This window comes from Paenibacillus sp. CMM36, assembly GCF_053570945.1.
Map to the genome: position 1 here is coordinate 100513 of NZ_JBSEDY010000015.1, position 24915 is coordinate 125427.

General features: G+C 47.2%; 17 protein-coding genes, 12 tRNA genes, 2 rRNA genes and 2 pseudogenes. 7 read left to right on the forward strand and 26 right to left on the reverse strand.

Features of this window, described 5'->3' with window-relative positions; genetic code table 11:
* Nucleotides 1–45: 45 nt before the first annotated feature.
* The 8 genes from ACWA2B_RS23145 to ACWA2B_RS23180 all read right to left on the reverse strand — a co-directional run bounded on the left by ACWA2B_RS23145 (nucleotide 46) and on the right by ACWA2B_RS23180 (nucleotide 13568).
* Complete coding sequence (locus ACWA2B_RS23145) at nucleotides 46–1155, reverse strand: M24 family metallopeptidase (protein WP_449292659.1); 1110 nt, start codon at nucleotides 1153–1155, stop codon at nucleotides 46–48.
* A gap of 167 nt (nucleotides 1156–1322) precedes the next feature.
* Nucleotides 1323–2249, reverse strand: a complete 927-nt coding sequence (locus ACWA2B_RS23150) for a carbohydrate ABC transporter permease (RefSeq protein ID WP_449292660.1) — start codon at nucleotides 2247–2249, stop codon at nucleotides 1323–1325.
* The gene (locus ACWA2B_RS23155; protein ID WP_069010319.1) at nucleotides 2246–3151 is read right to left on the reverse strand and encodes a carbohydrate ABC transporter permease; all 906 of its coding nucleotides are present in this window, start codon (nucleotides 3149–3151) and stop codon (nucleotides 2246–2248) included. The genes ACWA2B_RS23150 and ACWA2B_RS23155 overlap by 4 nt, the downstream gene beginning before the upstream one ends.
* A 33-nt stretch (nucleotides 3152–3184) precedes the next feature.
* A complete protein-coding gene (locus ACWA2B_RS23160) occupies nucleotides 3185–4513 on the reverse strand; it encodes an ABC transporter substrate-binding protein (protein ID WP_449292661.1) in 1329 nt (442 codons plus the stop codon).
* Between the two features lie 150 nt (nucleotides 4514–4663).
* Complete coding sequence (locus tag ACWA2B_RS23165) at nucleotides 4664–6253, reverse strand: response regulator (RefSeq protein WP_069010317.1); 1590 nt, start codon at nucleotides 6251–6253, stop codon at nucleotides 4664–4666.
* Between the two features lie 16 nt (nucleotides 6254–6269).
* Nucleotides 6270–8096, reverse strand: coding sequence for a sensor histidine kinase (locus tag ACWA2B_RS23170; RefSeq protein ID WP_069010316.1), 1827 nt, complete (start codon nucleotides 8094–8096; stop codon nucleotides 6270–6272).
* Between the two features lie 13 nt (nucleotides 8097–8109).
* Nucleotides 8110–9408: an alpha-glucosidase/alpha-galactosidase gene (gene melA / locus ACWA2B_RS23175; protein ID WP_069010315.1), complete on the reverse strand. Its 1299-nt coding sequence runs from the start codon at nucleotides 9406–9408 to the stop codon at nucleotides 8110–8112.
* A gap of 134 nt (nucleotides 9409–9542) precedes the next feature.
* Nucleotides 9543–13568 (reverse strand): DUF5695 domain-containing protein, encoded by a 4026-nt coding sequence (locus ACWA2B_RS23180; protein WP_449292662.1) that lies wholly within the window; start codon nucleotides 13566–13568, stop codon nucleotides 9543–9545.
* A 525-nt stretch (nucleotides 13569–14093) separates the two neighbouring features.
* Between ACWA2B_RS23180 and ACWA2B_RS23185 the strand changes: the two genes are divergently transcribed.
* Together ACWA2B_RS23185 and ACWA2B_RS23190 are read left to right on the forward strand one after the other, a co-directional pair.
* Nucleotides 14094–14495: a VOC family protein gene (locus ACWA2B_RS23185; protein ID WP_029514787.1), complete on the forward strand. Its 402-nt coding sequence runs from the start codon at nucleotides 14094–14096 to the stop codon at nucleotides 14493–14495.
* 483 nt (nucleotides 14496–14978) lie between these two features.
* Entirely contained in the window at nucleotides 14979–16049 is a 1071-nt protein-coding gene (locus tag ACWA2B_RS23190; protein WP_069010313.1) for an SDR family oxidoreductase, read from the forward strand.
* Between the two features lie 46 nt (nucleotides 16050–16095).
* On the opposite strand, the gene ACWA2B_RS23195 is transcribed toward ACWA2B_RS23190, so the two are convergent.
* A complete protein-coding gene (locus ACWA2B_RS23195) occupies nucleotides 16096–16476 on the reverse strand; it encodes a winged helix-turn-helix transcriptional regulator (protein WP_025685981.1) in 381 nt (126 codons plus the stop codon).
* Between the two features lie 567 nt (nucleotides 16477–17043).
* Between ACWA2B_RS23195 and ACWA2B_RS23200 the strand changes: the two genes are divergently transcribed.
* The gene (locus ACWA2B_RS23200) at nucleotides 17044–17895 is read left to right on the forward strand and encodes an aldo/keto reductase (RefSeq protein ID WP_449292663.1); all 852 of its coding nucleotides are present in this window, start codon (nucleotides 17044–17046) and stop codon (nucleotides 17893–17895) included.
* 117 nt (nucleotides 17896–18012) lie between these two features.
* On the opposite strand, the gene ACWA2B_RS23205 is transcribed toward ACWA2B_RS23200, so the two are convergent.
* A complete protein-coding gene (locus ACWA2B_RS23205) occupies nucleotides 18013–18699 on the reverse strand; it encodes a TetR/AcrR family transcriptional regulator (RefSeq protein WP_069010312.1) in 687 nt (228 codons plus the stop codon).
* A 137-nt stretch (nucleotides 18700–18836) separates the two neighbouring features.
* Here ACWA2B_RS23205 and ACWA2B_RS23210 point away from each other — a divergent pair, with 137 nt between their 5' ends.
* Complete coding sequence (locus ACWA2B_RS23210; RefSeq protein ID WP_449292664.1) at nucleotides 18837–20189, forward strand: MATE family efflux transporter; 1353 nt, start codon at nucleotides 18837–18839, stop codon at nucleotides 20187–20189.
* A 90-nt stretch (nucleotides 20190–20279) separates the two neighbouring features.
* Here ACWA2B_RS23210 and ACWA2B_RS23215 read toward each other — a convergent pair whose 3' ends face one another.
* Both ACWA2B_RS23215 and ACWA2B_RS23220 read right to left on the reverse strand, forming a co-directional pair.
* On the reverse strand, nucleotides 20280–20432 hold the full coding sequence (locus tag ACWA2B_RS23215; RefSeq protein WP_161626959.1) for a hypothetical protein: 153 nt from the start codon (nucleotides 20430–20432) through the stop codon (nucleotides 20280–20282).
* A gap of 673 nt (nucleotides 20433–21105) precedes the next feature.
* Nucleotides 21106–21570 carry a hypothetical protein gene (locus ACWA2B_RS23220; RefSeq protein ID WP_029514777.1) on the reverse strand — a complete coding sequence of 155 codons (465 nt, stop codon included), beginning with the start codon at nucleotides 21568–21570 and terminating at the stop codon, nucleotides 21106–21108.
* Nucleotides 21571–22031: 461 nt separating this feature from the next.
* On the opposite strand from ACWA2B_RS23220, the gene ACWA2B_RS23225 reads away from it, so the two are divergent.
* From ACWA2B_RS23225 to ACWA2B_RS23235, 3 genes and pseudogenes are all read left to right on the forward strand, one after another.
* Nucleotides 22032–22460, forward strand: a complete 429-nt coding sequence (locus ACWA2B_RS23225; RefSeq protein ID WP_449292665.1) for a hypothetical protein — start codon at nucleotides 22032–22034, stop codon at nucleotides 22458–22460.
* A 38-nt stretch (nucleotides 22461–22498) separates the two neighbouring features.
* Nucleotides 22499–22664: pseudogene (locus tag ACWA2B_RS23230) on the forward strand (IS110 family transposase); the annotation flags it as partial.
* A gap of 14 nt (nucleotides 22665–22678) precedes the next feature.
* Nucleotides 22679–22903, forward strand: a pseudogene (locus ACWA2B_RS23235) (oxidoreductase); the annotation flags it as partial.
* Between the two features lie 394 nt (nucleotides 22904–23297).
* Here ACWA2B_RS23235 and ACWA2B_RS23240 read toward each other — a convergent pair.
* The 14 genes from ACWA2B_RS23240 to ACWA2B_RS23305 all read right to left on the reverse strand — a co-directional run.
* Nucleotides 23298–23377: transfer RNA gene (locus tag ACWA2B_RS23240), tRNA-Leu, on the reverse strand.
* Between the two features lie 12 nt (nucleotides 23378–23389).
* Nucleotides 23390–23466 (reverse strand) — tRNA-Arg (locus tag ACWA2B_RS23245).
* A gap of 7 nt (nucleotides 23467–23473) precedes the next feature.
* Nucleotides 23474–23548, reverse strand: a tRNA-Gly gene (locus tag ACWA2B_RS23250).
* Nucleotides 23549–23558: 10 nt separating this feature from the next.
* A tRNA-Leu gene (locus tag ACWA2B_RS23255) sits at nucleotides 23559–23639 on the reverse strand.
* A 12-nt stretch (nucleotides 23640–23651) separates the two neighbouring features.
* Nucleotides 23652–23727: transfer RNA gene (locus tag ACWA2B_RS23260), tRNA-Lys, on the reverse strand.
* A gap of 7 nt (nucleotides 23728–23734) precedes the next feature.
* Nucleotides 23735–23820, reverse strand: a tRNA-Tyr gene (locus tag ACWA2B_RS23265).
* Nucleotides 23821–23824: 4 nt separating this feature from the next.
* A tRNA-Thr gene (locus ACWA2B_RS23270) sits at nucleotides 23825–23900 on the reverse strand.
* Nucleotides 23901–23913: 13 nt separating this feature from the next.
* A tRNA-Asp gene (locus ACWA2B_RS23275) sits at nucleotides 23914–23990 on the reverse strand.
* A gap of 26 nt (nucleotides 23991–24016) precedes the next feature.
* Nucleotides 24017–24090 (reverse strand) — tRNA-Met (locus ACWA2B_RS23280).
* A 26-nt stretch (nucleotides 24091–24116) separates the two neighbouring features.
* Nucleotides 24117–24192, reverse strand: a tRNA-Val gene (locus ACWA2B_RS23285).
* A 10-nt stretch (nucleotides 24193–24202) separates the two neighbouring features.
* A tRNA-Glu gene (locus tag ACWA2B_RS23290) sits at nucleotides 24203–24274 on the reverse strand.
* Between the two features lie 20 nt (nucleotides 24275–24294).
* Nucleotides 24295–24386, reverse strand: a tRNA-Ser gene (locus ACWA2B_RS23295).
* A gap of 149 nt (nucleotides 24387–24535) precedes the next feature.
* Nucleotides 24536–24652, reverse strand: a 5S ribosomal RNA gene (gene rrf, locus ACWA2B_RS23300).
* A gap of 150 nt (nucleotides 24653–24802) precedes the next feature.
* Nucleotides 24803–24915: ribosomal RNA gene (locus ACWA2B_RS23305) — 23S ribosomal RNA — on the reverse strand; the annotation flags it as partial.

Consider the following 24915-nt stretch of genomic DNA (forward strand, 5'->3'; position numbering starts at 1 on the left):
GAATGACTTGCAAACGATGATAGTTACCTATAGCGCCACTGCGTTTTATAATAAAAGCAGCTCCTTAGGGGAAGAGGTCAGTACCTTGACACCGACATCTGTGATCAGCACATCGTCCTCAATCCGAACTCCGCCAAAGCCTGGAATATAAATGCCTGGTTCCACAGTAAGGACATGACCCGGCACGAGCACCGACTTACTTTCGCGGGAAAGCCGTACCTGCTCATGAATCTCCAAGCCAAAGCCGTGGCCCAGCCCGTGACCAAACTGCTCCCCATAGCCATAGGAGGCAATCACATCCCGCCCCAGACTGTCTCCCTCCCGACCGCTCATGCCAGGGCGAAGTCCAGCAATCGTCGTCATATTCGCTTCCAGCACAATAGCATACAGTTCCTCGTGCCGCTCCGACGGATTGCCGACGAATACGGTACGCGTGATATCGGATAGATAGCCACGCACATTTGCGCCAAAATCCATTGTGACAAACTCGTTCTGACCAATTTCCTTGTCACTGGCCAGTCCGTGCGGCAATGCCGAGCGCTCACCCGAAGCGACAATGAACGCAAAACCGCCTGATTCCGCGCCTGCGAGCCGAAGCTGATATTCCAGTTCCGCCGCAATCCGCCGCTCTGTGACCCCAGGCTGAATATAATTCAGCACCTCCGTAAAGGCAGCATCGGTAATACGCGTTGCCTCACTTATGGTCCGAATCTCTTCTTCGTCTTTCACATCGCGCAGCCGTTCAATTACATCCTCCGTTTGCACGTACTCCAACGAGCCCAGCGCGGCTTGAAGCTGTCCCGACTGTTGAAGTGAGACATGCCTGCTCTCCAAACCCAGTCTACGAACCCCCAACTTACTTGTGAGATCAGCGATGGTCTGGAAGATTTGCGACTCATGCCGAATCACTGAATATTCCACTGCCTGATCTGTTGCCTGCATCATATAGCGGAAATCCGTCACTAAAAAAGCCTCTTCTTGCGTAACAAGCACAATTCCAGCGGAGCCTGTAAATCCGGTCATATATCTTCGATTGGGCCCATGTGTAATAAGCAGTGCATCTATCCCTAGAGCCGTGAATTTCGAGCGTAACCGGGCCAGTCTGCCAGGAACACCCTGTAACGGTTTTGTCTTTTGACTGTCTTCCTCTTTCACTCGTACGCCTCCTTATTCCACATCTCTTTTCAAGGCATATGTCTTAGCCCACACTCTCCACTTGCTTTTGAACACATGTATACTCTTCTCGCTGCCGTCTTTCCCGTAAGTCCTGCGTCCAATTCTCCGTCTCTTTTTCAAATACACCAACGCGTCACGGCTTCCTTTTAGCCTTTAATCCCTGTCAATGTGATGCCTTCGATAAAATAACGCTGTCCGATAAAAAATATCAGGACGATCGGAGCCAAAATCGTGCTGGAAGCCGCCATCAAGTAAGGCCAGTTGGTATTGTTTAATCCCCGGAAAGTCGCCAGCCCCAGCGCTAGCGTAAAATGCTTTTCGTCACTCAAATAAATAATTGGGCCCAAAAAATCGTTCCACACATCAATAAAAGTGAATATTCCGATCACGATCAATGCAGGCGAAGATAAAGGAATAATGACGCGCCATAGTACAGTCAGAGGCGTACCTCCGTCCATATAAGCCGCTTCGTCCAGATCGCGTGGAACCGTCAGCATGAATTGTCGCATCAAGAAGATGTTAAACGCCCCTCCACCGAACCATGCAGGAACAATGAGTGGCAAAAATGTATTCAGCCCGCCCAGCTCACGCCACATGACGAAAGTGGGAATGAGCGTCACCGCGTAAGGCAACATCATCGACCCGATCAGCAGGGAAAAAATCAGATTACGTCCAGGCCAGCGCAGGCGGGCAAAGGTAAACGCCGACACAATTGAGGTCAACATCACTCCTGCCAGCACACACACCTCAATCATGAACGTATTCATAAAATACCTGCCGAACGGTACTGAAGTCAGCGCCTCCGGGTAATTGCTCCATTGAAAAGGAGAGGGTATCCACTCCGGCGGGAACACGAAAATTTGGGATGTCCCCATCAGAGAGCTGCGAATGAGCCATGCAAATGGCAACAGCATTAAAACACTACCTATAATTAAAACGACATACAGTACAACACGGCTGATTGGGAATGGTTTGGAACGGGTGGCGGTAGCAGGACTTCGGGAGCGTTCAGGCTGTGGCAACGGATGTTGTGGTGTTTCTGAAGGATTGACAGAAGAAGTGACCTGATTCATGAACGTTCCCCTCCTTCATAGTGAACCCACTTTTTGGAAGTGGAAAAAATCAGAACCGTTAGCACCATGATGACGAAAAATAAGATCCAGGCCAGCGCTGAGGCGTAGCCGATTTTAGTCTCCGTAAAGGCCGTACGCCACAAGTAGAACACATAGAACAGCGTTGAATTATTCGGCCCCCCGTTGGTCATAACATATGCCTGATTGAAGGCCTGAAAGGTGCTGATTAAAGACATGACCAGATTGAAGAAAATGGTTGGTGTCATCGAAGGAATGGTAATATGAAAAAATTTATGCCACCTATTACCGCCGTCTACCTCAGCTGCTTCATACAGATGGGTGGGAACCGACTGAAGTCCCGCCAAAAAGATAATGACCGTGTTTCCGATCCCCCAGGTGCTCATCATGATCAGGGAGGGTATTGCAGTGTTCTCGTCATAAATCCATTTGCTCCCCGGCAGTCCAACGCTCTCCAGCAGCGAATTTAACAGACCAAAATCCGGGTTGAACATCCACAGCCACAACATCGTGTTAGCAATACTCGGTACAATAGTAGGTAGATAATAAATCGTACGAAACACCGACAACCCCCTCACCTTTTGATTTAATAACAGCGCAATGATAAAAGCCGCCGCCAAGCCGAGAGGCACGCTGCCCAGTGCATAATATGTGGTCACGAACATGGATTGGGAAAAGGTAGCATCCTCGGTCAAAATGGTTCGGTAATTATCCAATCCTATAAAGGTCATCTGTCCACCAATCGTCCAATTGGTTAAGCTGAATACGAACGAGGCCACGATCGGTCCAATTGTAAAAATCATTAATCCGAGGATGGCAGGAAGCGCGAATAGCAGACCCCAGTTTCGCTCCATGCGCATCATTCCTGATTTTGGTCGCTTCATGGGCTGTTCTCCTTTCGCAGCTGTCCCGCCGCATTATTCATCCGGGTATACGCCTTGAAGCAATGGCTGAATGATAGGTTCCAGTTCATCCAGCGCCTGCTGCGGCGTCTTCTTGTTCGTCCAGATCAGATCCAGCCCCGGGGTCAGTTTGGAACCGATATCAGGCCAGTTGCGAAGGGTCGAAGTTGTCGGCTTGATCGCATAATCTCTGGCATACTCAATGCCAGCCTTTTGAAATTCCGGTGGATGTGCGGCATTGTTCGTCCATGACTGGATAGCCTGCTCATCGGTATAATATTTTTCCTCGATAGGCATCCAAAGACCGGACTTGAACAGATCCACCTTTTCGGGATTGTTATGGTATAAATAAAATTCGAGCGCTTCTTTTGGGTGCTTGGTGCTCTGGAAAATGACCGTGGCTCCCGCAACAATCATCGTTTTGGGCTCTTTTAGCTTCGGCAGAACGCCGATACTCCATTGCAGCTGCTTGTTGTTCGAAAAATCAAGCAGGGACCAGGTTCCGTCCACCACCATCGCGACCTTCCTCGTCTGAAGACGAATCGTATTAGACGGCATGTCCTGCTGCTGGATCAAATCAGGAGAAACATGCTCCTTGAACACCAGATCCTGCAGCTTCTGAAAAACCTCCACCGACTCAGGACTGTTCAGGGTGTACTTCTTGCCCGTTTTGTCAGTCAAACCTCCGCCGTTGCTTGCTAAAAGCGGTCCCCAGGAGCTGCGGTCATTGCCGAAGGCAAAGCCGTACTGCACAATATTTTTCGGATCAAATCCACTGTCTCCCGGATGCTTGCCGTTCTGATCCTTGGTCAGCTTTTTGGCAATTTCCAGGAATTCATCCCATGTCCACGCTTTTTCAGGATCAGCCGGAGGGACGGGTACCCCTGCTTCTGTAAACAACTCCTTGTTGTAAAATAACTGCATCACTTCCAATGCGGTGTAATTGCCGATAGACTTGCCGGGTTCGCTGTAGAGATAGGAGGATTTGAGCTTGTTTTTTAATTCGGGATATTCGTCATAATAAGAGGATAAATCCAGGAGTCTGCCTTCACTTGCCCATTTCATTGTGAGGGAATCACCCAGGTAGGCGATATCAGGAAGCTGATTGGCAGCCATTAACGTGTTAATTTTCGTCGTGTAGTCACCAGGGACATGCTCGCCCTTCACCCGGATGTTCGGGTGGAATGCATTAAAGCTTTGAATCATTTTTTCCATCGCCTGCTTCTCATCATTGCTTCCCCAGTACATGAACTTGAGTTCGACCGCATTGGGATTAGCCGGTTCGCCAGCGTTACCACTGCAAGCCGTCAGCCCTGTCAACATCACCGTCATCACGAGAGCCATCCATGTCCGTAACCTTCGTTTCAGCAAATCAACCGGCCCCTTCCTGAACTGGTTTCTCCTTACAAGCCTATTATGCGCTGAGAGCCCAGAGCCGACCACCCAACGACTCCAGACTCTCTTTGTTTTGGTATGATTTTTTTAACAGCGCGTTTACAAAAATGTTTTACGAAACTCCGTCGGGGTCAGTCCAGTATGCTTTTTAAAGGCAATGCTAAAATAGTTCGTATCTGTGAATCCCACAAGCTCCGCTACCTCCGCCACCTTGCGATTCGGGTCCAGCAGCAGTTCTCGGGCTCGCTCAAAGCGAACACGCGTCTGGTAGTCGGCGAAGCTTTCACCTGTAACCTGCTTGAAACGGGTACTCAAATATTTGGGACTCATATTCATGTACTCTGCCAGACGGTTCAGCCCTCCATCCTCCTGAAGATGCTCCCGAATCCATTCCTTGGCCCGTTGGAATTTGCGGGGAATATCCTTCTCGCGTGATTCTCGGACATGTCGACCCACCCGAACAAAATAGCGCGATACATAATCAACCATCTCGGGCCCATGTCGTAATCGGGACAGTTCCAGCAACGGGTCCTGCTCCTGCATGGACGTTTGTCCTACAGATGCATCATTCTGAACGATCCGCATGACGAACAGCACGAGCTGGGTGACGATCATTTTCACCTGCTTGAATGGCAACCCTGCCAACTGTCCTGACCATTCCTGTAAAATCGCATGTACGGCAGCATCATTACCGGCTCGAATTTCCGTAATCATCAGCAGTTCCTTCTCCAGTAATTGACTGCTGTTTGGCTCGGCCGCCTGAATGCTCTCGTAGGGGATGATCTGGCTATAGCCCACCCACCCCCGATGCTCCGCCGCTTGCACGGCTTCCTCATACGCCTCGGGAAGTTGCTCCATCCGTTGTACAGGACGGCTAATCCCGATGGACACGCCCAGACTCAATCGTTCCTGCACGGCCTGCCGAATCTGCTGTGCCGCCCGCTCCGCCGCCCTGCAAGATGCCGTCGCCAGCAGCACAACACGCCGATCGCGGGAAACCGCTGCACTGTGCGCCTTCGCTCCGGTCGCTGCCGCAGCCTCCCCAGCCAGTCCAGCGAATACATGGCTGTTTTTATGCATGGAACCGTGTGACTTGCTAGCGGCTGCTTCCTGCTGCGACGCCTCCTCCAGCTCGCAACACAGCACGGTATAAGGCGGCCCACTCGTCTCGCCGAAAAATCTCAGCCCGTCCATCTCCCGAATGACCTCGGCTGCAGGACGCCGCTGCTGGAGCAAATCCAGCAGTAGATGCTCCCTGTACAATGGCTCCAATGAACGATGGCGGTGAATCGCTTCCTCCTCGCTTCTTCGCCATTGCGCAATACGATCCTCAGCCCGGCTCAATGCCGCTTCGAAATCCTCGCTGGTCACCGGCTTGAGCAAATAATCGACCGCTTGAAGCGAGACTGCCTGACGAATATACGTCATAGATTCGTACCCTGTCAGGAATAATAACGGGGTCTGCTGATCCTTGTCCCGAATGGTTTTTGCTACGTCCAGTCCACTCATATCCGGTAAATTAATATCCAGTAAAACCATGTCCGGTCGCTGCTCCGTATACAAACGTAATGCCGTTGCGCCGTCCCCCGCCACATCACTGACTTCCACTGATAGGCCACTTTCCGCCACCATCAGCTTCAGTCCTTCCCGAATATGATATTCGTCGTCCACAATCAGCAGCCGGTACATGCCATTCTCCCCTTTCTTATTCAGTTCGAATGGGTGCCAGTAAGGTAACCGAGGTGTACTGACCCGGCTCGCTTGTCACGGACAGTCCATATTGCGGACCATAATGCCCAAGACGTTCATGTACATTGCGCAGTCCAAAGCCAATAGCACTTCCCCGCTCGGCATCTAGCGACTTCCGAATATCGTCCAGACGCTCGGCTCCAATACCGCCCCCATCATCACTGACCGTCAAACGCAACATATCCCCTTCCCTTGTGCCGGATAACATGATATAGCCATGGTCGGTGCGCCCTTTTAAACCGTGGTAAATAGCATTTTCGACGAGCGGCTGGAGGATTAGTTTGGGTACATAAAATCCGCAAATATCCTCCTCTACCTCGCAAATCCACTCGAACGAATTCCTAAACCTGAACTGCTGCACCTTCACATAGGCGCTTACATGCTCAACTTCCTGTCCCAAACTGATTTGCTCTCGGCCATAACTTAGTGAAATGCGAAAACATTTACCGAAGGCACCGATTACCTCTGCCATATCCCGTTGCCCATTCGCCAATGCCATTCCCTTCAGTGACTCCAGCGTGTTGTACAAAAAATGCGGATTAATCTGCGCCTGAAGCGCGCGGAACTCAGCCTGCTTACGCGACAGCAACGCTTCGTAGACCTGATCGTACAGTTCATGATTTTTTTGCATCATATGAAGAAAACGCTCCCCGATCTGCCCTACCTCATCCTTAGGATTAAAAACAACGGAAGTAGGAGCTTCGAAAGCTTGGGCTGAGCCTGTAGCATTCACACTCCCATCGACCGCCATTAATCGGCTCAATTGAAGCAGGGGGCGACGAATCGTGTCACTCAGCCGATAAGACAGCATCCAGCCCAGCATCAGTGCAACCAGAAAAGTCCAGATGGTCCAGGCACCAATTTTCCGCGCATCCTCGAACAGCACAGACTGATCGACTTTTTGCAGCAGCGTCCATTGTCCTTCATTTAACGGGCCGTAAGAGATCATCGTTTGGCGACCGTTCCATGTTCTCCAGTCCTTCGTAAGCACTGGCCTATCCACAGCCGATTTAGCAATCTGCCGCAATAGCGCTTGATCCGCAACGCTTTGCTCCGGCAATCGGTATACAGGCTCGCCCTCCTGATCCAGCACCCACATCTGGGTATTGCCGTCTGTCTCATGAAAAGCAAGCCCCCGAAACAGACTAGCCTTGTCGATTTCCAGCAGCAAAAATCCGAGGGGTGCGTAATCTCCAGTCGTTTTTCGAAGTAGCTTCCCCACATAGATGCGATCCCTCGCCATCCCGCGTCCTGATTCAAACGGCGAATGAGCCATCCACATCATGGGCCGTTCGGCGAGCAGGCGGCGATAGTACACACGTGCTTCCTCTAATGTAGGAAGGCCGCCAAAACGGACCGAAACATTCCCCTGATAGAGAGAATGCTTGAGCCCGCCATTGGCGGCATATATGAGAGAGGACGTGATATACGGCTTGGTCTGGGTTTGCGTACGGACAACCATACTGAGTGTTTCATCGTTCCGTAAATATTCATAATCATCTTCCGGCTTGGTCTCCAGCATGGACTGCACATCAGGATTGCTGAGAATGGCATTGGTCAGGTCATTCAAATCGGAAAGCGTGGCATTGACGTAATTTTCACTCATTTGCCGAGACTGCATAGCTAATGCTTCTGATTTCTCACCGATGGAATGGGCCGCGATCTGGTAAAAGGTAAAGGTCAATACCACCATCGGAATGACGGTGAGTACCAGCGTCAGTACAATAAATTTCCCACGGATTGTAGGAATCCCGGCGAACTTTTGACGACCCCGGCCTCCCATTCATCTGTCTCCCTTACACATAGGGTGGGAGCCATTCCCCGTGCGCTGCGATCAGGTCATCACACAGAGAAACGATATCATCTATGGACAGCTCTGCGGACGTGTGCGGGTCCAACATAGCAGCATGATAAATGTGCTCCTTTTTCCCGGTGATTGCAGCTTCAATCGTTAACAGCTGGGTATTAATATTCGTCCGGTTCAGTGCAGCACATTGGGGTGGCAAATCCCCGACAAAGGTTGGCGTAACCCCGTTACGATTCACCAGACAAGGTACCTCTACACAGGCTTCCTTCGGCAGATTGGTAATTAAGCCTGTGTTCATCACATTGCCACCAATGGCAAAAGGCTGATTCGTTTCGATCGCCTCAAATATATAAGAGGCATACTCGTTTGACCGTTCATGACGCAAATCCTGATCGCCCAAAAGCTCCTCACGCATCGTTTCCCATCGTGCAATCTGGTTCACACAGCGGCGCGGGTATTCATCCAAAGGAATATTGAAGCGCTCGATCAGCTCAGGGTATGCCCGTTTGATAAAATACGGATGATATTCCGCATTATGCTCGGACGATTCTGTAATGTAATAGCCGAATTTTAGCATCATTTCAAAGCGTACCATATCATGATGCTTTTCCTGCTGTTTAGCGGCGGCTCGTTTTTTAATCTCAGGATATAAATCTACACCATCCTTACTCACTTCGAGCAGCCACGCCATATGATTGATGCCTGCGATTTTTGCCTTTACACCTTCCTGCTCCAGCCCAAGGCTTTTGAACAGCTCCGGTATACACGTCTGCACGCTATGACACAGCCCTACCGTACGGACACCGCCATAAACGTTCATTACATTCGTCAGCACTGCCATCGGATTGGTGTAGTTGAGAAACCAAGCATCCGGGCACACCTCACGCACGTCTGCCGCAAAATCGAGCATTACCGGAATCGTGCGTAAATTGCGGAAAATGCCACCAATGCCGACCGTATCGGCAATCGTTTGGCGCAGACCGTATTTTTTTGGAATTTCAAAATCCGTAATTGTACACGGATCATAGCCGCCCACCTGGATGGCATTTACCACATAAGTCGCTCCACGCAGTGCTTCCTTGCGGTCAGTGTAGGAGCGGATCACACAGGTGCTCCCTGTTGTTTTTTTCAAATTGGATAAAATATTTTCTGAATCTTTCAGCCTTACGGGGTCAATATCGAACAACGCTAGTTCAAAGCCCTGCAAAGCAGGCGTCAACATACAATCGCCAAGCACATTTTTAGCAAATACCGTACTGCCTGCACCCAGAAATGTAATCTTGCTCATACTTTATCCCCCATTCACATTTTGTTCGCAGCTTTGCACTCCAAATGCAAGGATACCCACCGCCACTCTCCCCTTTATAGGAGGAAAGTGACGATGGGAAAAATTAGTCATGACTATGCGTTGTTGCCGCCCATTCAGAATACCCCCGCTGATTTAGCGGAGCTGACAGGTCGAGGCGGTAAGGCAGATGTTACCGGGGATGTCGTAGTTGGCGGGGTTACTGAATTCTCCGGGCCAACCGGTGTTACCGATGGAACCGCAGCCCCTACCTCAATCACGGTTACCTTCGCCATTGCCTTTAACTCTGTCCCTTCTACTTTGCCCTTCAACTCAAACGAACCTGGAGCAGCATATTGTGCAGGGTCTATATCCTCCCATTCCACAGCCACCCATTTAGTGGAGCCTTCGCCATACGTAGCTTCCACTACGCTTGGCAGTTCGGGTTTTTCACCCGTACGAGTCGTCACGTTTACTTCTTTTAAAGCCGTAATTTTCTCGACTCCCGTTAGGCTTTGTGCTGTACCGGAGACCAAACCTGCTACCTCAGAAGCATTCAAAGCACGGCTGTAGATCCGGAATTCATCCACCAGACCATTGAAATAAGGATCAGGGTATTGAGATTTGCCGATAAAATTATTTTTGGTCTGTCCCAGACTGGTAGGATTCAGGGTCAAGTTGGTATTGCGTCCCACTTCTTTTCCATCCACGTATAAAATACCTGTGGAACCTGAAAGCGTGACCGCAACATGCTTCCATACGCCTGTCGGCAGTACAGGGCCTTCAATCGTCTGCTCCTGTCCCTGCCCGTTGCCTTGATTGGTAATGGCAAACAGCATGGTATTTCCTGCTTTAGGCGTCAGGAACATATATTCATTCGTCCCGGAGCCGAAGTCAAAAATCCGTACATAATCGCTCAGGCTGTTCGCTTTGACCCAGCCGGATACGGTCAATTGCTGTGCACGACTGACAATACCCGCCGGAAGCTGCACGTAGCTGTCCTTGCCGTTCAGGCTGACAGCATTGCCTGTTTTACCCGCAGCCCATGCAGCCGTTCCCTTCACGGCAGCATCATTGCCACTGTCCGAAGAATCCGCAACTACAGAACCGCTGGTTTCATCAAACTTGTAAACGGCAAGCTGTTCAAGTAACGGAGCGGCCGGTTCAGCTACCACCGTTACTTTAGCCTCCGCTGACAACTGAGAATCGCTGGCTGTCAGCTTGAACACATACGTTCCTGGCTCGGAAACGTCCACCTTCGTGCGAAGCGATGTTTTGCTGCTGAATGTGACCTTCGCGTCCTGTGGTCCTTCGACCAGACTCCACTCGCTCGTCACCTTTCCTTGCGGAAGTCCATCATCCGTAGCTGTGCCTTTCAAAATAATTTGATCCGGCAGCTTCACCTTCGAATCTTTGCCAGCGTCTACAACAGGTGCCTTGTTCGGATCAGGTGTGGTTGGTGTCAGCTCTACCGTGTAGGAGGATGCTGTACCCATCTCCAATTTAAGCTTGTTGGAAGGCGCATATGCATTAAACTTCCCTTGTGATTGACCGCCTACTTTAACCAAATACGTTCCTTTCTTCAAACCGTCAAATGTAATGTACGTGGAATGAGCTTGGCCTGGCGTTTGATTTTTCAACTGAAGCCATACATAATCCTTGGAAGTTGCCAGCTTGGCTTCTGTATACTGATCCTTTTCCAGCTCGATATACATCTTTTCCGTAATCAGATTGATTCGCTTGAACAAACCGTCCAGCGGCTTGATCGTATACACGTTGCCACTTTTGCTCACCTCTGCACCGTAGCCCGTCAATCCAAAAATCGGATCCATCGCGATATCAGCGCTTAAGGTTTTGAGCGCACCGAACAATCCGAGATCAGCCTCACCACTCATGCCGCGCCAGCCGTTAAAGAGCGGAACATTTTTACCGCCGCCAGTGCCGTTCGTGCCGTTATTGCCTTTTTCCGCTTGATACGTCCATGCGACCGCCCCGATGTTTTCAGGGTCCGAGCTGATTTGCCCGGAGTTAATCGCTCCGACATTGGCAATTTTAGCTGCATAGGACAACCGTTGTTGTTCCTCACGGTGATTGTCCTCATGATGGCGAATCCAGTCATCCATCGCATATCCAGCAAGCGAAGTCGTGTACTGGAAGTTAAACCAGTTCTCCCCGGTAATCGTCACCGGATCGGTGTAGTAGTACCATACGGGCATATGACCGCGTGCCGCACGGGTTTTGGCATTGATTTTACCCATCATTTCCAGGGCTTTACTTTGCTCGCCCTCTGTATCTATATTCTGCTTGGCTAACGTATATACAGCTTCTTCCCCTGTATTGTCATAGCTATATTCAGAACCATAAGGATACTTTGTATTTTTAAAATTGTTATATTTACGATCCATTTTTTCCTTAAGATCATTCGCTTCATCATCATAGCCTTCATCATGAAGTGCCTGAATAATATCCGGTGTGGTCAGTTCGCCCATCAAACCTGTTTCCCAGTTGTACGCGACTGGCCCTTCATACAATGCTTTGAAAATGTTATACGCCCGCAGCAAATACGTTTCCTTTGGATGCTTGTAAGTAACAAGATCCGGGTATTCCTTGGCAATCTTGTACATGCTGAAATACGTGTTGTATACATGCGGATAAGCATACCCTCGATAGGTCGGTGTATCGTTAGGCTCTGGCATCAAGAAATCATGAATTAAATAATCCTCATGATGTCCGTTCATCAGATTCGTCCAGATCGCCGTTTCCAAATAATCGTCTACGGCCCGCACCTCTTTAGCGACCGGAGACAGTGTGTTTTTCTCAGCCAGAAACTGTCCGTGCGTCAGACCCCAATCGTCTCCCCAGCCCCAGTAGCCGTTGAAAATGTTCCGTTTGGATTTGGTATGCATCATCCAATCGTCAAATACCTTGTCGCGCAGATCACCCGGTACATTCCATTGGGTTTTGTCGACCATAAATGTAGCGTGCCGTTGCAGCGCTTGATCAATCGGCTCGATGGCATAAAATTGTAGAACCGTTTTGCTGCCATTGCCGTATTCTACCGTTATGAAATTCGGACCCAATTTAGTAAATTTCAATTCATAAATGTGGTGTCCTCCAGCCTTGCTATCCGTCTCTGGAATAACGGTTCCGTCGGGATAGGTTACTTTGCTGATCGCCTGCTTGGAGCGCAGGTCCACCTTCGCCTTTTGATTCGTAGGCACGATCATGCCGGGTACGACTGTTGTATCCACCAAGTTTTCTTGGTACAACGTATCTTTTACATCATGCTCGTCCTTCACAGCCAGAAACTTGAAGCCATAGTTTTTGCTTTGACCGGGATTCAGGATCAGGCTTGTATTGGGCAAATAGCCCCGGTTGGTGGACTTGATGACATTGGAATGAATATAAAATACATTCAGCCCTTCCAGCCATTTACCTTCATTGGCCGGATTCCAGGCCCATTTGCTGCCCGGATGCTCCTCATCCCGCCAGTGATCCTGATATTCAAAACCCGCACCTGTTGTCGAATCAGGAATCAGCAAAAGGGAAGAGCCAATGCCGCTGGGACGCCCAGCTGTAATATAGGAGCTGTTATTGCCGACAAAGGAATGCGTCACCACTCTAGTTTCGTAGATCGCATCACCATTAGTCCATTGCTCATTAAAAGGCAGAGGCAAACCGAAATCGCCAATCTCCAATTTTTTCCCACTTGTATTCTGTACCTGTATATTCCACAACACCGAACCATTCGACTCTGCCGAATACGTTTCGATGACTTTAAAATTGCGTATGCCTTCTGCATTAGTAGAGTTCTCGTACGTGACAGTGACACGGTTACCACTGATTGTGATCTTGCGTGCGTCTGCCGACTTGTTCGTCCATGCTTTCGTCCAGCTACCTCCATCCAATCGATACGTGAACATCAGCTCCCCTAGCCACTGATGATCTGCGGTGTTCTGTTCAGGTGTTACCGTTGCGTTCATGACATACTCTGTCGGAAAAGCATCTCCCTTGATACGTATGGATGAAATTTCGCCATGCTCGCCTGTCTGAATCGTCAGCTTGTCATTGGATAGTTCATGGGCCTCTGCCGTATGCACTCCAAACAACACAGACGCTGTGGTTAAAAATAAAAACGCCGCCAATATTCCCTTAAATTTCATCAACACGGCCTCCTTTTGGATTTCGGGGTCCTGATTTGCTTGCCAATCACCTGAAGTCTCTTCATTTCGCCGCAACCTCCTTGGAAATGTAAGCGTTACAACTCTATTGTACAAATCCTTGTCCACTGGTGAAATCAACATTTTCAACCGATTTTTATAGGATTTCAACCTTTCGAGACCACCACTTTATCATTGAACTATCGTTTCTCGTTAGTTCAATGTTTTAATTCTACTTTAGTCCCAAAAATTTAATTTCAGTAATTATATGTTTCGCGCTGAGGGTGCTTATCTATAGACTGGATTACAAAACGCATTTCTACTTTGATGCGAAATCCATTTCTTGGCTAGATCGATACCTTGACGGAGACGATGCTGGAACAGAGAAGTAAATAAGTTTACTAAGGAAACCGCAGAATGCATGACAGGAATGTCATACCTTGCAGTTTCTTTTATAAGATTCGCTTCTGCTGCCAGAAGTAGAGTATAGTAGGAGTAGTTGAAAAAATATTCCAGGAGGCTACAGCCATGTCACAGGATATCTGGATTAACCTGCCGGTCAAAGATGTTGAGAGGTCAACTGCCTTTTTCAATGAGATTGGATTCCATGCGGTGAGCGTTGGTAACGAGAGATCCAAGCTTGCCATAGGCCAAACAACGATTCTGCTGTTCCCGGATGCGGCGTTTGAGCAATTCACAGGTTCAAAAACCGCAGATACTTCCAATACCGCAGAAGTAATATTTTCCATTGGCGCTGAAAGCAGAGAAGAGGTAGATGCCTTTATTCAAAAAGTAGAGTTTGCCGGAGGAAACATCTTTGGCAAGCCGAGTGAAATTGACGGCTGGATGTACGGCGCAGGATTTGCCGACCTGGATGGTCACCGCTGGAACCTGCTGTACATGGATGAGAGCAAAATGCCGAAACGCTAATATGAAAACGCCGGTCACCTGCTTAAGGTCACCGGCGTTTTTTACACCCCTATAATCTCATATCAGTAATTCAAATCAAAATGGTTGCTTAGAAGGAAAAATTCGTGGGTTAAACTTATACAAATCACCTGGGTTAGCCCGTATTAATTTATTGGTCTTACATAAATAATCAATATTAACGCATATTTGAACTAACCTGCCCGTTAGCTAAATAGACTGGCGAATCATGCCAGCAGTCTATATTATTTGAACTATCGTCTTCCGTTAACTAAAACTACCTTTGAAAGCTAGCGCCGAGTATACCCATCTACCATAATGATTAAGAAAGCAAAGAGAGAGTTGACTGACTTCTTTTCGTCTGGATATACCTCGATTACTTTAAAGTGCTTATGTCACTTTAATGTGCGTACTTCCTATGTATGGTTAGTTGATGCAAAATAATGTTGTACAAAGAAAGAATAGTACAGAGGGAGCTGAAACACTATGAATAATGAATCTACAACAACACGCAAAGTCGCCTTGGTCGTAGGTGCGAATGGTGTTATCGGTCGCAACCTCATTGATCACCTCATCTCTCTTCCTGATTGGGACGTGATCGGTGTATCGCGTCGCGGTGGAGAATCTAGCAACCATGTTCGATATGTGGCTGCGGATCTACTCAATATAGACGATCTTCACGAGAAGTTAAGCGATTTAACTGGGGTAACACACATTTTTTATGCTGCTTACCAAGACCGTCAAACTTGGGCTGAACTTGTTCCACCGAACCTCGCCATGTTAGTGAACATCGTAGAAGTGATCGAACCAATCGCGCCGGGCTTGAAACATGTCAGTCTGATGCAGGGATATAAGGTATACGGCGCACATCTCGGCCCGTTCAAAACTCCTGCTCGTGAGACAGACGCTAACCACATGCCTCCTGAGTTCAATATTGATCAGCAAGATTTTTTAGAACAACGGCAAAAAGGTAAGGCTTGGACTTGGTCTGCACTCCGTCCTTCTGTAGTCTGCGGCTTCTCGCTTGGAAATCCGATGAACCTCGCAATGGTCATAGCGATTTACGCTTCAATTTCGAAGGAACTTGGAATACCTTTGCGGTTTCCAGGTAAGTCAGGAGCTTACAACAGCCTCTTGGAGATGACAGACGCTGGGCTTCTCGCAAAGGCAACAGTATGGGCGGCGACCGACGAGCGCTGTGCGAATCAGGCATTCAACATTACGAACGGCGATCTGTTCCGTTGGAATGAGTTATGGCCGAAGATCGCTCAATACTTTGGTATGGAAACAGCCCCTCCGTTGCAAATGTCTCTGGACATTGTCATGGAGGACAAGGAGCAGATTTGGAACAAAATGGTTGAGAGGCATGGGCTTGCTCGGAATTCCTATAAAGACGTTTCCTCTTGGCTATTCGGCGATTTCGTGTTTGCATGGGATTACGATTTTTTTGCCGACGGAACTAAGGCTCGTCGTTTAGGCTTTCACGAATTCGTCGATACCGAAGCAATGTTTATGAACATCTTCAACGACTTCCGCAAGCGTAAAGTCATCCCGTAAACTACCGTATAAAATAAGAAAGCCGACCTTGTATTGGGTCGGTTTCTTAACTGTTATTCACGTCTGTAAGCATTGGATTAGCCAGAACAGTAGCCTTTCCCTCGTACTTTCTCTCTATATGCGAATCCCCCCAACGGCACATCAGATGTAGGAGTTCCTTTAGACTCCAGCCGTAGTCTGTCAACTCATACTCAACTCTAGGTGGTACCTGATTATAAGAAATACGTAAGATGACGCCCTCTTCTTCAAGCTCCCGAAGGTGCTGCGTTAACATCTTTTGAGTAATTGCGGGAATCAAGCTCTTAAATTCATTATTACGTTTCTTACCGAATGTCAAATGAAAGAGAATAACAGGTTTCCATTTCCCACCAATTACCTCTAAAGTTGCCTCAACTGCGGTGTTGTAAATTTTTTCAGTCTTTTTCACACAACTTGCCCTTTTTCGAATATTTCGAAACAGGTCATTGGTAACTCCTGATGAATTGGAGATATTAAATGTCCCTATTAAACATTATAACGACAACCAAATTATTAGGCTATCCTGCCCGTTAGTTGAACCCCGAATTAAATTAAGTTTTGCTTACATTCCGTAAAAGTATTTCCCTTCCCTTAAACTGGTTTCGTTATATTTTGAACCTTTTTATGCTTTTAGACGCTTTTAGATCCGCTTATGAAAACTAATGACGGAATGGCAGTAGCGTGAACACCATCAGTTTCTGCATAACCTTTAATCATTTTGGCAAGTTCATTTTGCTGCTTAGTGATTATTTCAGATATTTGGTCCTCCCCGAGCCGTCATTCTTTATAGTTTGATTATAGTCCATTTTTATCTGTTAAATAGGTGGTAGTGAGAGGATTAGGCAAACATTTTGCACGAACGGGATAACGATCGCTTTATCATCTGGTGCATAATAAAGATGTGAAGTGGATGTCTGTTAAGAATATGGATTGTAGTTGATTTACACATAATAATTAAAAATACTAAGGATTTTATATGCAAAAAGTAACTTTGAACAATGGGATTGAGATGCCTATACTCGGTTTTGGTGTTTATCAGATCCAAGATGCAAATGAATGTGAACAAAGCGTTTATGACGCTATTATGGCAGGCTATCGGCTGATTGATACCGCTGCCTCTTATCTAAATGAAGAAGCAGTTGGCAGAGCGATCAAACGTAGTGGCGTGGCAAGAGAGGAGTTATTTATCACTACGAAACTTTGGGTTCAGGATACTGGTTATGAGCGTACAAAAAAGGCATTTGAAAAATCACTGGAAAGATTGCAGTTGGATTATTTGGATTTGTATTTAATTCACCAGCCATATGGAGATGTGTTTGGTTCTTGGCGCGCTATGGAGGAATTGTATCGTGATGGAAAGGTCCGTGCAATCGGCGTTAGTAACTTCCATGAGGATCGCCTGATCGATTTGATTATTCATAATGAAGTAGTTCCTGCCGTAAATCAGGTTGAAACTCACCCATTCAACCAGCAAATTGAAAATGCAAAATTTATGAAAGAGAATAATGTTCAGATCGAATCCTGGGCGCCTTTTGCTGAAGGGAAAAACAACTTGTTCCAGCATGAAATATTGGTATCCATAGCTGAAAAATATAATAAATCCGTTGCTCAGGTGGTTTTACGCTGGTTGGCACAAAGAGAAGTTGTTGTGATTCCAAAGTCTGTTCGTAAAGAGAGAATTATCAAAAACTTCGATACCTTTGACTTCGAGTTAAGCCAGGAGGATATGGAGTCGATTACTACGTTAGATACGAAACAGAGCCTGTTCTTTTCACATCGCGATCCTGACATGGTGAAATGGATCAGTACCCGTAAACTCGATATCTAACCCTCTTTCAAAAGATCCCCGTAGGTTTTGATTACGCCAAAAGAACCAACAATTTAGGGTAAACGTAAACCTAATTGAAACCGCCCATCCAATAACCGGATGGGGGGTTTTTACATACTACTTCTCCTTCTCCTGCTCCTTTATCACCTGCTCAATCCCCAACAGAATCAGCTTCAAGCCGAACTCAAACGCCCCGTCGGTTCCCATCAGATTGAACAGCCCGTTCGTGAACATCCTCCGAAACAGTCCCACATCCGTCTCGCTCATGGAGTCCAGAAGGCGAATCATCTCCTCACCCGGATGCGCTTTCTGGTCCTTAAAGATAGCGGAGACATTGCGCTCATGCTGATAATCGTCTAGAACGAAATAGAAGACATAGTTCACAAGCGTAGTAACCACTTGCATTTTCTGCTCTTGCTCAAGCGGCGTCGATTCCACGCAGAGCAGCATACGGTTGGTGAACCGGATGATGTCCGGTTCGTGGGGCAGCGTCATCATCATGAGCTGCGTGGAGCAGGGATATCGGCTGAGCACGTTCCGTACCGTTACCGCAAGCCCCGTCAGCTGCTCCTTCCATTCCCCCTCGGAGTGGAACTCTTCCAGAATCATTTTCGATACCTGGTTGGCTAGACGCTGGTAGAGATGCTGTTTGCTCTTGAAGTACCAGTACAGAGAGGGAGCCTGAATCCCTAACCTATCGGCCAATCGTCTCATGCTTAATTTCTCGATGCCCTCCTCTCCAAGAAGCTCCCACGAGGTTTCCAAAATCTTATCCTCCGAAATCTGAGGTTGCTGCTTTTTCATGTCATCCGCCCTTTTATCTAACAGTGTAAGTTTATGCTTTACAGGTTCATTGGTTCATGATACCATCTAACACTGTAAGTCACAACCTAACAGTGTTAGACTGAAAGGCAAAATAAATAGAGAAAGTAGTGATCCGCATGGATGCAGAAAACCTCCATTACTTTGAAAAAGCACCGGTCGCAAAAGCCGTAGCTCACTTCGCTATACCCATGATGCTAGGCACGTCAATGAGTGTCATTTATTCCATCTTGAATGCCTATTTCCTTGGTACACTTCACAATACTGCCATGTTAACCGCACTCGCACTGACCCTGCCGTTATTCGCAATCATTATGGCGCTAGGCAATTTGATTGGCATGGGTAGCGGTACATTCATCTCCCGTTTGCTAGGAGAGAAAAAATATGATGAGGTAAAGCATGTGTCTTCATTTGCCTTTTACAGCAGTTTAGTTCTCGGTCTTATCGTGATGGCCGTGGGTCTCCCGTTGATCAATCCAATCGTTCATGGCCTGGGAGCAACGTCTGACTCCTTCGGATTCACGAAGGACTATGTCACGATTATGCTTATTGGCTCACCATTCGTCGTATTATTCTTCACACTGGAGAATATCGTGCGTTCGGAGGGTGCAGCAATCACATCGATGATCGGTATGATTCTCAGTGTTGTTATAAATATTATTCTCGACGCGTTAGTCATCTTCGTGCTCCATTGGGATGTGATCGGCGTTGCGTCTGCTACGGTCATTTCTAACTTGGTTGCGAGTGCATTCTACGCCTTCCATATGGGATATAAGAGCCAATTCTTAACCGTCTCCGTAAAATGGTTCAAGGCTACCAAGGACATTCTGAGCAATGTATTCAAAATCGGAGTTCCTGTCTTTATTATGAGTATCTTTTTGGGTGCAATGTCGCTCATCTTTAACCATTTTCTTGTCGAATACGGGGATCAGGCCGTAGCGGCTTACGGAATTTCATCACGTTTATTGCAATTTCCTGAGTTTATTCTGATGGGCTTATGCGAGGGAGTCGTGCCGTTGATTGCCTTCTCATTCACAGCGAATAAATTACGCATGAAGAATACCATTGGATTTACGATCAAAGTGATTGTGGCGTTAGCAGTCGTATTTGGCATCATCGTCTATTTGATTTCCGACCACTTAATTGGTTTATTTACAAATGACTCGCAATTAATTGGAATGGGCAGCTACATTCTACATGTGACATTCCTATCCTTGTTCATTACAGGAATGACCACATTGTTTACCGGGATCTTCCAAGCATCAGCACAAGGAACTGCCGCGTTTATTATGTCAATTATTCAAGGAATTACTCTGATTCCTGTGTTGTTTATCGCCAATCAAATGAACGGCTTCCACGGGGTGGTCTGGTCGCTTGTCATTGCGGATGCGATCGCATTCCTTGTTGGTGCCATCATGTTGTATGTTTTGCGGACCAAATTGCAGCCAGAATTGGATAAGTTAGTACAGTAGAAAACATATAACACCCAAGAAGGCAGGATAGGACACTCCCCGACCCTGCCTTTTTTAGGTATATGGACGGGGAATAGGGCAATTGTCATTTTAAAAAGGAAAATGCCCCCTACCTACACGATCTTGCTTATTCAGCGCCCCCATCGCCACACTCATCGGAAAGTTCTTACCTCTGAAGATCATCGTTCCCAGCGCAAACTTCGAGACGAGCAAATCCGTGCCTCCTAATCCCTTATATTTCATTTTTCAACGCTACTGTATTAACCTGTACTGCCCGTTACTTCCATGAAAGAGGGAGCATTTGCCACGGCAGTGTGCTCCCTGTTCTAAATTCAAATATCGTTTCCCGTTAGTTGAATCATTTCTGTGATTGATCCACCTTGTAGATTCTTCTGGGATGGCGGCCTGTGCAACCTGCACTGATCCACGACCTCGAACAGTCTCACTACTTCAACAACTGATTGGAGACGAGACCGAGAATCGATCATGGGCCGCTTAATAAAGCACTTGAGAAAAGCGAAGCTAGACATGGACTAACAACAACATGTATGAAATAGAAGTTTGGATATTAAAACAAGGTCAACACGAGTGCATACCACACTAAGTGTTGTTACCTTCATTCGCAGCAAACTATTCTGGCTAATCGTATTGTTAGGTCACTTCCCACAAGGAAATTTTTCATCTTCACTTATGGTATGGTTCACCGCGTTGGCTGAAAGGGCAAGTTCTCAAAAAAATAGTCTCCTTATCAGAGACTACCCGCGATCTTCCTGTTTGATAATCATACGATAAGCGGTAGCCTTTCATCATTCTTTCAAAAAAGGGCAATCCTTTTGCGGGATAGCCCTTTCTTTAATTTCACTTTTTTGCAAAGAGAATAAGGTGCTGGATTCCTCCATTTGTGCTTTTGCTTACTTTAATATTGTCCTTTAATTACAAAAAACGAACCCCGAATTGTTCCAGCTAGTTTAGACTTCTGCCTAGCAAACTTAAACTTCCCTTCTAGCTCCTTTGGTACCTCCATCCCCTCAGAAAGCTTAAAACCAACAGCCCGCTTTTTAGGGTCATCCACCGTATACATGACATTGATTGCAAGACCATCCTCATAAAAAACGTAGGTAAATCGGATATTTTCCACTTGAAAACGCGACGTTTCTAAAGGTTTAGCCGCAAACGCAATATCACGTTCTTCTCTCAAAATTCGGTTCACATAATCAAGGCTCTCCTGGCTTTCGCTAGCTGGTACAACCGTAAATTCATACTTGTACTTGTTCATAAAATAACGGGCTTCATTAGCACGTAAACCAGCAAGCGCTTCTGCTACAGGTGAAGACTCTAAACCAACCGTAGATACATCTTTAAAATCAACGAGATACGACATTTCCATTCCTCCTATTCTCTCTTTACGCCCTAACAGCTTCCGCATTTCACCAAAATCAAATTCATTTCTCAAGTTGTTGTAGAAACATCCTTATAGCCAGACTTCAAATTAATTCTCTTATCTACCACATAGTATACCAAAATTGATTCAAGAGAAGATTTTGAATGGCGAATTTGTTAGTTTGTTAAATAGTGTTCACATAGACTGGTATTCACAAACACCGCTTTAAATATTCGACCAGCGAGATAATACGATACTGCCTATAGTTCCTCGAGGTCGGGAAATTAAGGACTCAGAGTATGTCCTACCAAAAAACTCTCGGCCTGTGTCCTGTACTTCCATTAAGGAGGTTCAGATTCACAAGCCAAAGATATTTTCATTCATGATGGTGGCCGTTAGTCCATGTTTGTTTGGGAAAGACCCTCTGCACGGAAGGGGGCGTACCCGCATACATAAACCAAATGAGTACGATACCTATCTATCATGAATATATAGATGCATGGCTGAAGAATCATATCGTGCCTGTAATTGCGCTAAACTTTGTAACGGTTATACACGAGCGCCAAATGAAAAAAATCGCCGGGGACGACAAGTTGTTGCGGCAGATGATCGCGGCTATGGACGAAGGCTTTCGCATGTTAGAGGCCTTACGGTATCCGCTAACGCCGGCCGCGCAAGCATCACTAATCCGCAAACGATCGGCGTTGATGCGCCTTTTTACGAAAATTTATCATAGGATGCCGATCAGCCGACTGGTTGACGGATCCGTAGGGGAAATCGTAGCTTTGAGCCGTGTGTTTCACCTTTGGAAGGAACAGACACGGGTCCCTCCCCCCCCCAACTGGGACGAGTTGGAAAAGCGTTTTGAAGCCAAGGTCAACCGTTCATAACTTTTACCCTAGGAGTAATCAACCGAGGATGATCCTAGTTCTACAAAGAAGACTTTGAGCATTATAAAACAAGGGGCGTTTAGTTGCTTGAATCTTTGAAACTTAACACGACAGCATAACACGTTTACCGGTCTATATATCCAAATTAAGCTGCAGTTCCAAACCGCATTGGATCAGATATCCCCTGAATACAAAGGTGTTTATCGGGGATCTTCATTGAAGGTACGAACACCCGTACAGCAACTATCTATCCAGCAGCAATAAATACAGAATTGTTGACTACCATCACAGATAAGAATACTTTAAAAGGTGCAACTGCATTGTATGAACAACATGGTATTTCACCTGATCGAGTTGCCAATGTTGTTGCGTTCGCGATTGATCAGCCAGAAGATACGAACGTTAATGAGTTTACAATTGGACCAACAAGTCAACCTTGGTAAGTTCATCTTCTAAAGCGCAAAAGTCTGTCGAGTTTCCCAACAGACTTTTGTGCTTTCTGTGTTGAGTTGGTGAAGTAAACTTAAAACTAACTTGTCCGTTAGTTTAATAAAAAGAGCAGACTTGAAGCGCCTGCTCAACATTGTGTGTTATTTAACTATCGTTCCTCGTTAGTTGTACGCCCTATCTTAATAACGCAAAAGAACGGAGGAGATTGCCTTGGGGTTTCTACTGCTTGTAATGTCGATAGAAATAGTTTAAAAGTAAAAAAGGAGAGATGGCATAAAAATAAGCCATCTCTCCTTTTTCATCTATATAAAGCGGGTAATGGGAATCGGACCCACGCTACCAGCTTGGAAGGCTGAGTTTTACCATTGAGCTACATCCCGAAATAGATGCCGGTGAGAGGACTCGAACCTCCACGGTTTCCCTCACGATTTTGAGTCGCGCGCGTCTGCCAATTCCGCCACACCGGCTTATGAAGTTAATGGCGTCCCCTGAGAGATTCGAACTCCCGACCTTTTGATTCGTAGTCAAACGCTCTATCCAGCTGAGCTAAGGGGACTAATAAATGGAGCGGACGACGGGAATCGAACCCGCGACCCTCGCCTTGGCAAGGCGATGCTCTACCGCTGAGCCACGTCCGCAAAAACAAGATGCGCGTGGAGGGACTTGAACCCCCACGTCAAAGACGCTAGATCCTAAGTCTAGTGCGTCTGCCAATTCCGCCACACGCGCATACAATGATAATGGTGAGCCATGAAGGACTCGAACCTTCGACACCCTGATTAAAAGTCAGGTGCTCTACCAACTGAGCTAATGGCTCGTAAAACTGGTGGAGGATGATGGATTCGAACCACCGAACCCGTAAGGGAGCAGATTTACAGTCTGATGCGTTTGGCCACTTCGCTAATCCTCCAATATGGTGCCGGCGAGAGGACTTGAACCCCCAACCTACTGATTACAAGTCAGTTGCTCTACCAGTTGAGCTACACCGGCGTATTAAGTTAAATGGCGGAACCGACGGGATTCGAACCCGCGATCTCCTGCGTGACAGGCAGGCATGTTAGGCCTCTACACCACGGTTCCAGAGGAAACTTCCTTAGTTGAAGTAATTGCGGGGGCAGGATTTGAACCTGCGACCTTCGGGTTATGAGCCCGACGAGCTACCGAACTGCTCCACCCCGCGACAGTAATAAATATTTATTTTTCAAATGGTGGAGGCTGAGGGGCTCGAACCCCCGACCCTCTGCTTGTAAGGCAGATGCTCTCCCAGCTGAGCTAAGCCTCCATACTGCTTATGACCCGTAGGGGATTCGAACCCCTGTTACCTCCGTGAAAGGGAGGTGTCTTAACCCCTTGACCAACGGGCCATATATCTATTATTAAGAGCTGGCGGAGAGAGAGGGATTCGAACCCTCGAGACGCTTTTGGCGCCTACACGATTTCCAATCGTGCTCCTTCGGCCAACTCGGACACCTCTCCACATGGCTCCCCGAACAGGACTCGAACCTGTGACAACTCGATTAACAGTCGAGTGCTCTACCAACTGAGCTATAGCCCCATCTAAAAAATCATTTTTGTATGTATAATCAATAGCCTGATAGGCGAAAAAAAATCCCCATTATGGGGTTGCTTGGCGACGTCCTACTCTCCCAGGACCCTGCGGTCCAAGTACCATCGGCGCTGGAGGGCTTAACGGTCGTGTTCGGGATGGGTACGTGTGGAACCCCTCCGCTATCGCCACCAAACATGAATTTGCTATGCAAATTCTATCGTACGGTTATTCACTTCACGACATATCGTGTGAACGAATAGCCATGCATTTGTTGTATGTCACTTGTACATACCTTCAAGGTTACACCCTGAAAACTGGATCCGAAACTTATTGCGTTTTATCTTAGGATAAGCCCTCGACCGATTAGTATTGGTCAGCTCCATGCATTACTGCACTTCCACCCCCAACCTATCTACCTCGTCGTCTTCAAGGGGTCTTACATACTGGGAAATCTCA

Bases quoted from the DNA above. Each gene is read 5' to 3' on its own strand.
- ACWA2B_RS23150 (WP_449292660.1), bottom strand. From the start codon at position 2,249: ATGAATCAGGTCACTTCTTCTGTCAATCCTTCAGAAACACCACAACAT.
- ACWA2B_RS23155 (WP_069010319.1), bottom strand. From the start codon at position 3,151: ATGAAGCGACCAAAATCAGGAATGATGCGCATGGAGCGAAACTGGGGT.
- ACWA2B_RS23160 (WP_449292661.1), bottom strand. From the start codon at position 4,513: ATGGCTCTCGTGATGACGGTGATGTTGACAGGGCTGACGGCTTGCAGT.
- ACWA2B_RS23165 (WP_069010317.1), bottom strand. From the start codon at position 6,253: ATGTACCGGCTGCTGATTGTGGACGACGAATATCATATTCGGGAAGGA.
- ACWA2B_RS23170 (WP_069010316.1), bottom strand. From the start codon at position 8,096: ATGGGAGGCCGGGGTCGTCAAAAGTTCGCCGGGATTCCTACAATCCGT.
- melA (WP_069010315.1), bottom strand. From the start codon at position 9,408: ATGAGCAAGATTACATTTCTGGGTGCAGGCAGTACGGTATTTGCTAAA.
- ACWA2B_RS23180 (WP_449292662.1), bottom strand. From the start codon at position 13,568: ATGAAATTTAAGGGAATATTGGCGGCGTTTTTATTTTTAACCACAGCG.
- ACWA2B_RS23185 (WP_029514787.1), top strand. From the start codon at position 14,094: ATGTCACAGGATATCTGGATTAACCTGCCGGTCAAAGATGTTGAGAGG.
- ACWA2B_RS23190 (WP_069010313.1), top strand. From the start codon at position 14,979: ATGAATAATGAATCTACAACAACACGCAAAGTCGCCTTGGTCGTAGGT.
- ACWA2B_RS23200 (WP_449292663.1), top strand. From the start codon at position 17,044: ATGCAAAAAGTAACTTTGAACAATGGGATTGAGATGCCTATACTCGGT.
- ACWA2B_RS23205 (WP_069010312.1), bottom strand. From the start codon at position 18,699: ATGAAAAAGCAGCAACCTCAGATTTCGGAGGATAAGATTTTGGAAACC.
- ACWA2B_RS23210 (WP_449292664.1), top strand. From the start codon at position 18,837: ATGGATGCAGAAAACCTCCATTACTTTGAAAAAGCACCGGTCGCAAAA.
- ACWA2B_RS23215 (WP_161626959.1), bottom strand. From the start codon at position 20,432: ATGAAATATAAGGGATTAGGAGGCACGGATTTGCTCGTCTCGAAGTTT.
- ACWA2B_RS23220 (WP_029514777.1), bottom strand. From the start codon at position 21,570: ATGTCGTATCTCGTTGATTTTAAAGATGTATCTACGGTTGGTTTAGAG.
- ACWA2B_RS23225 (WP_449292665.1), top strand. From the start codon at position 22,032: ATGAGTACGATACCTATCTATCATGAATATATAGATGCATGGCTGAAG.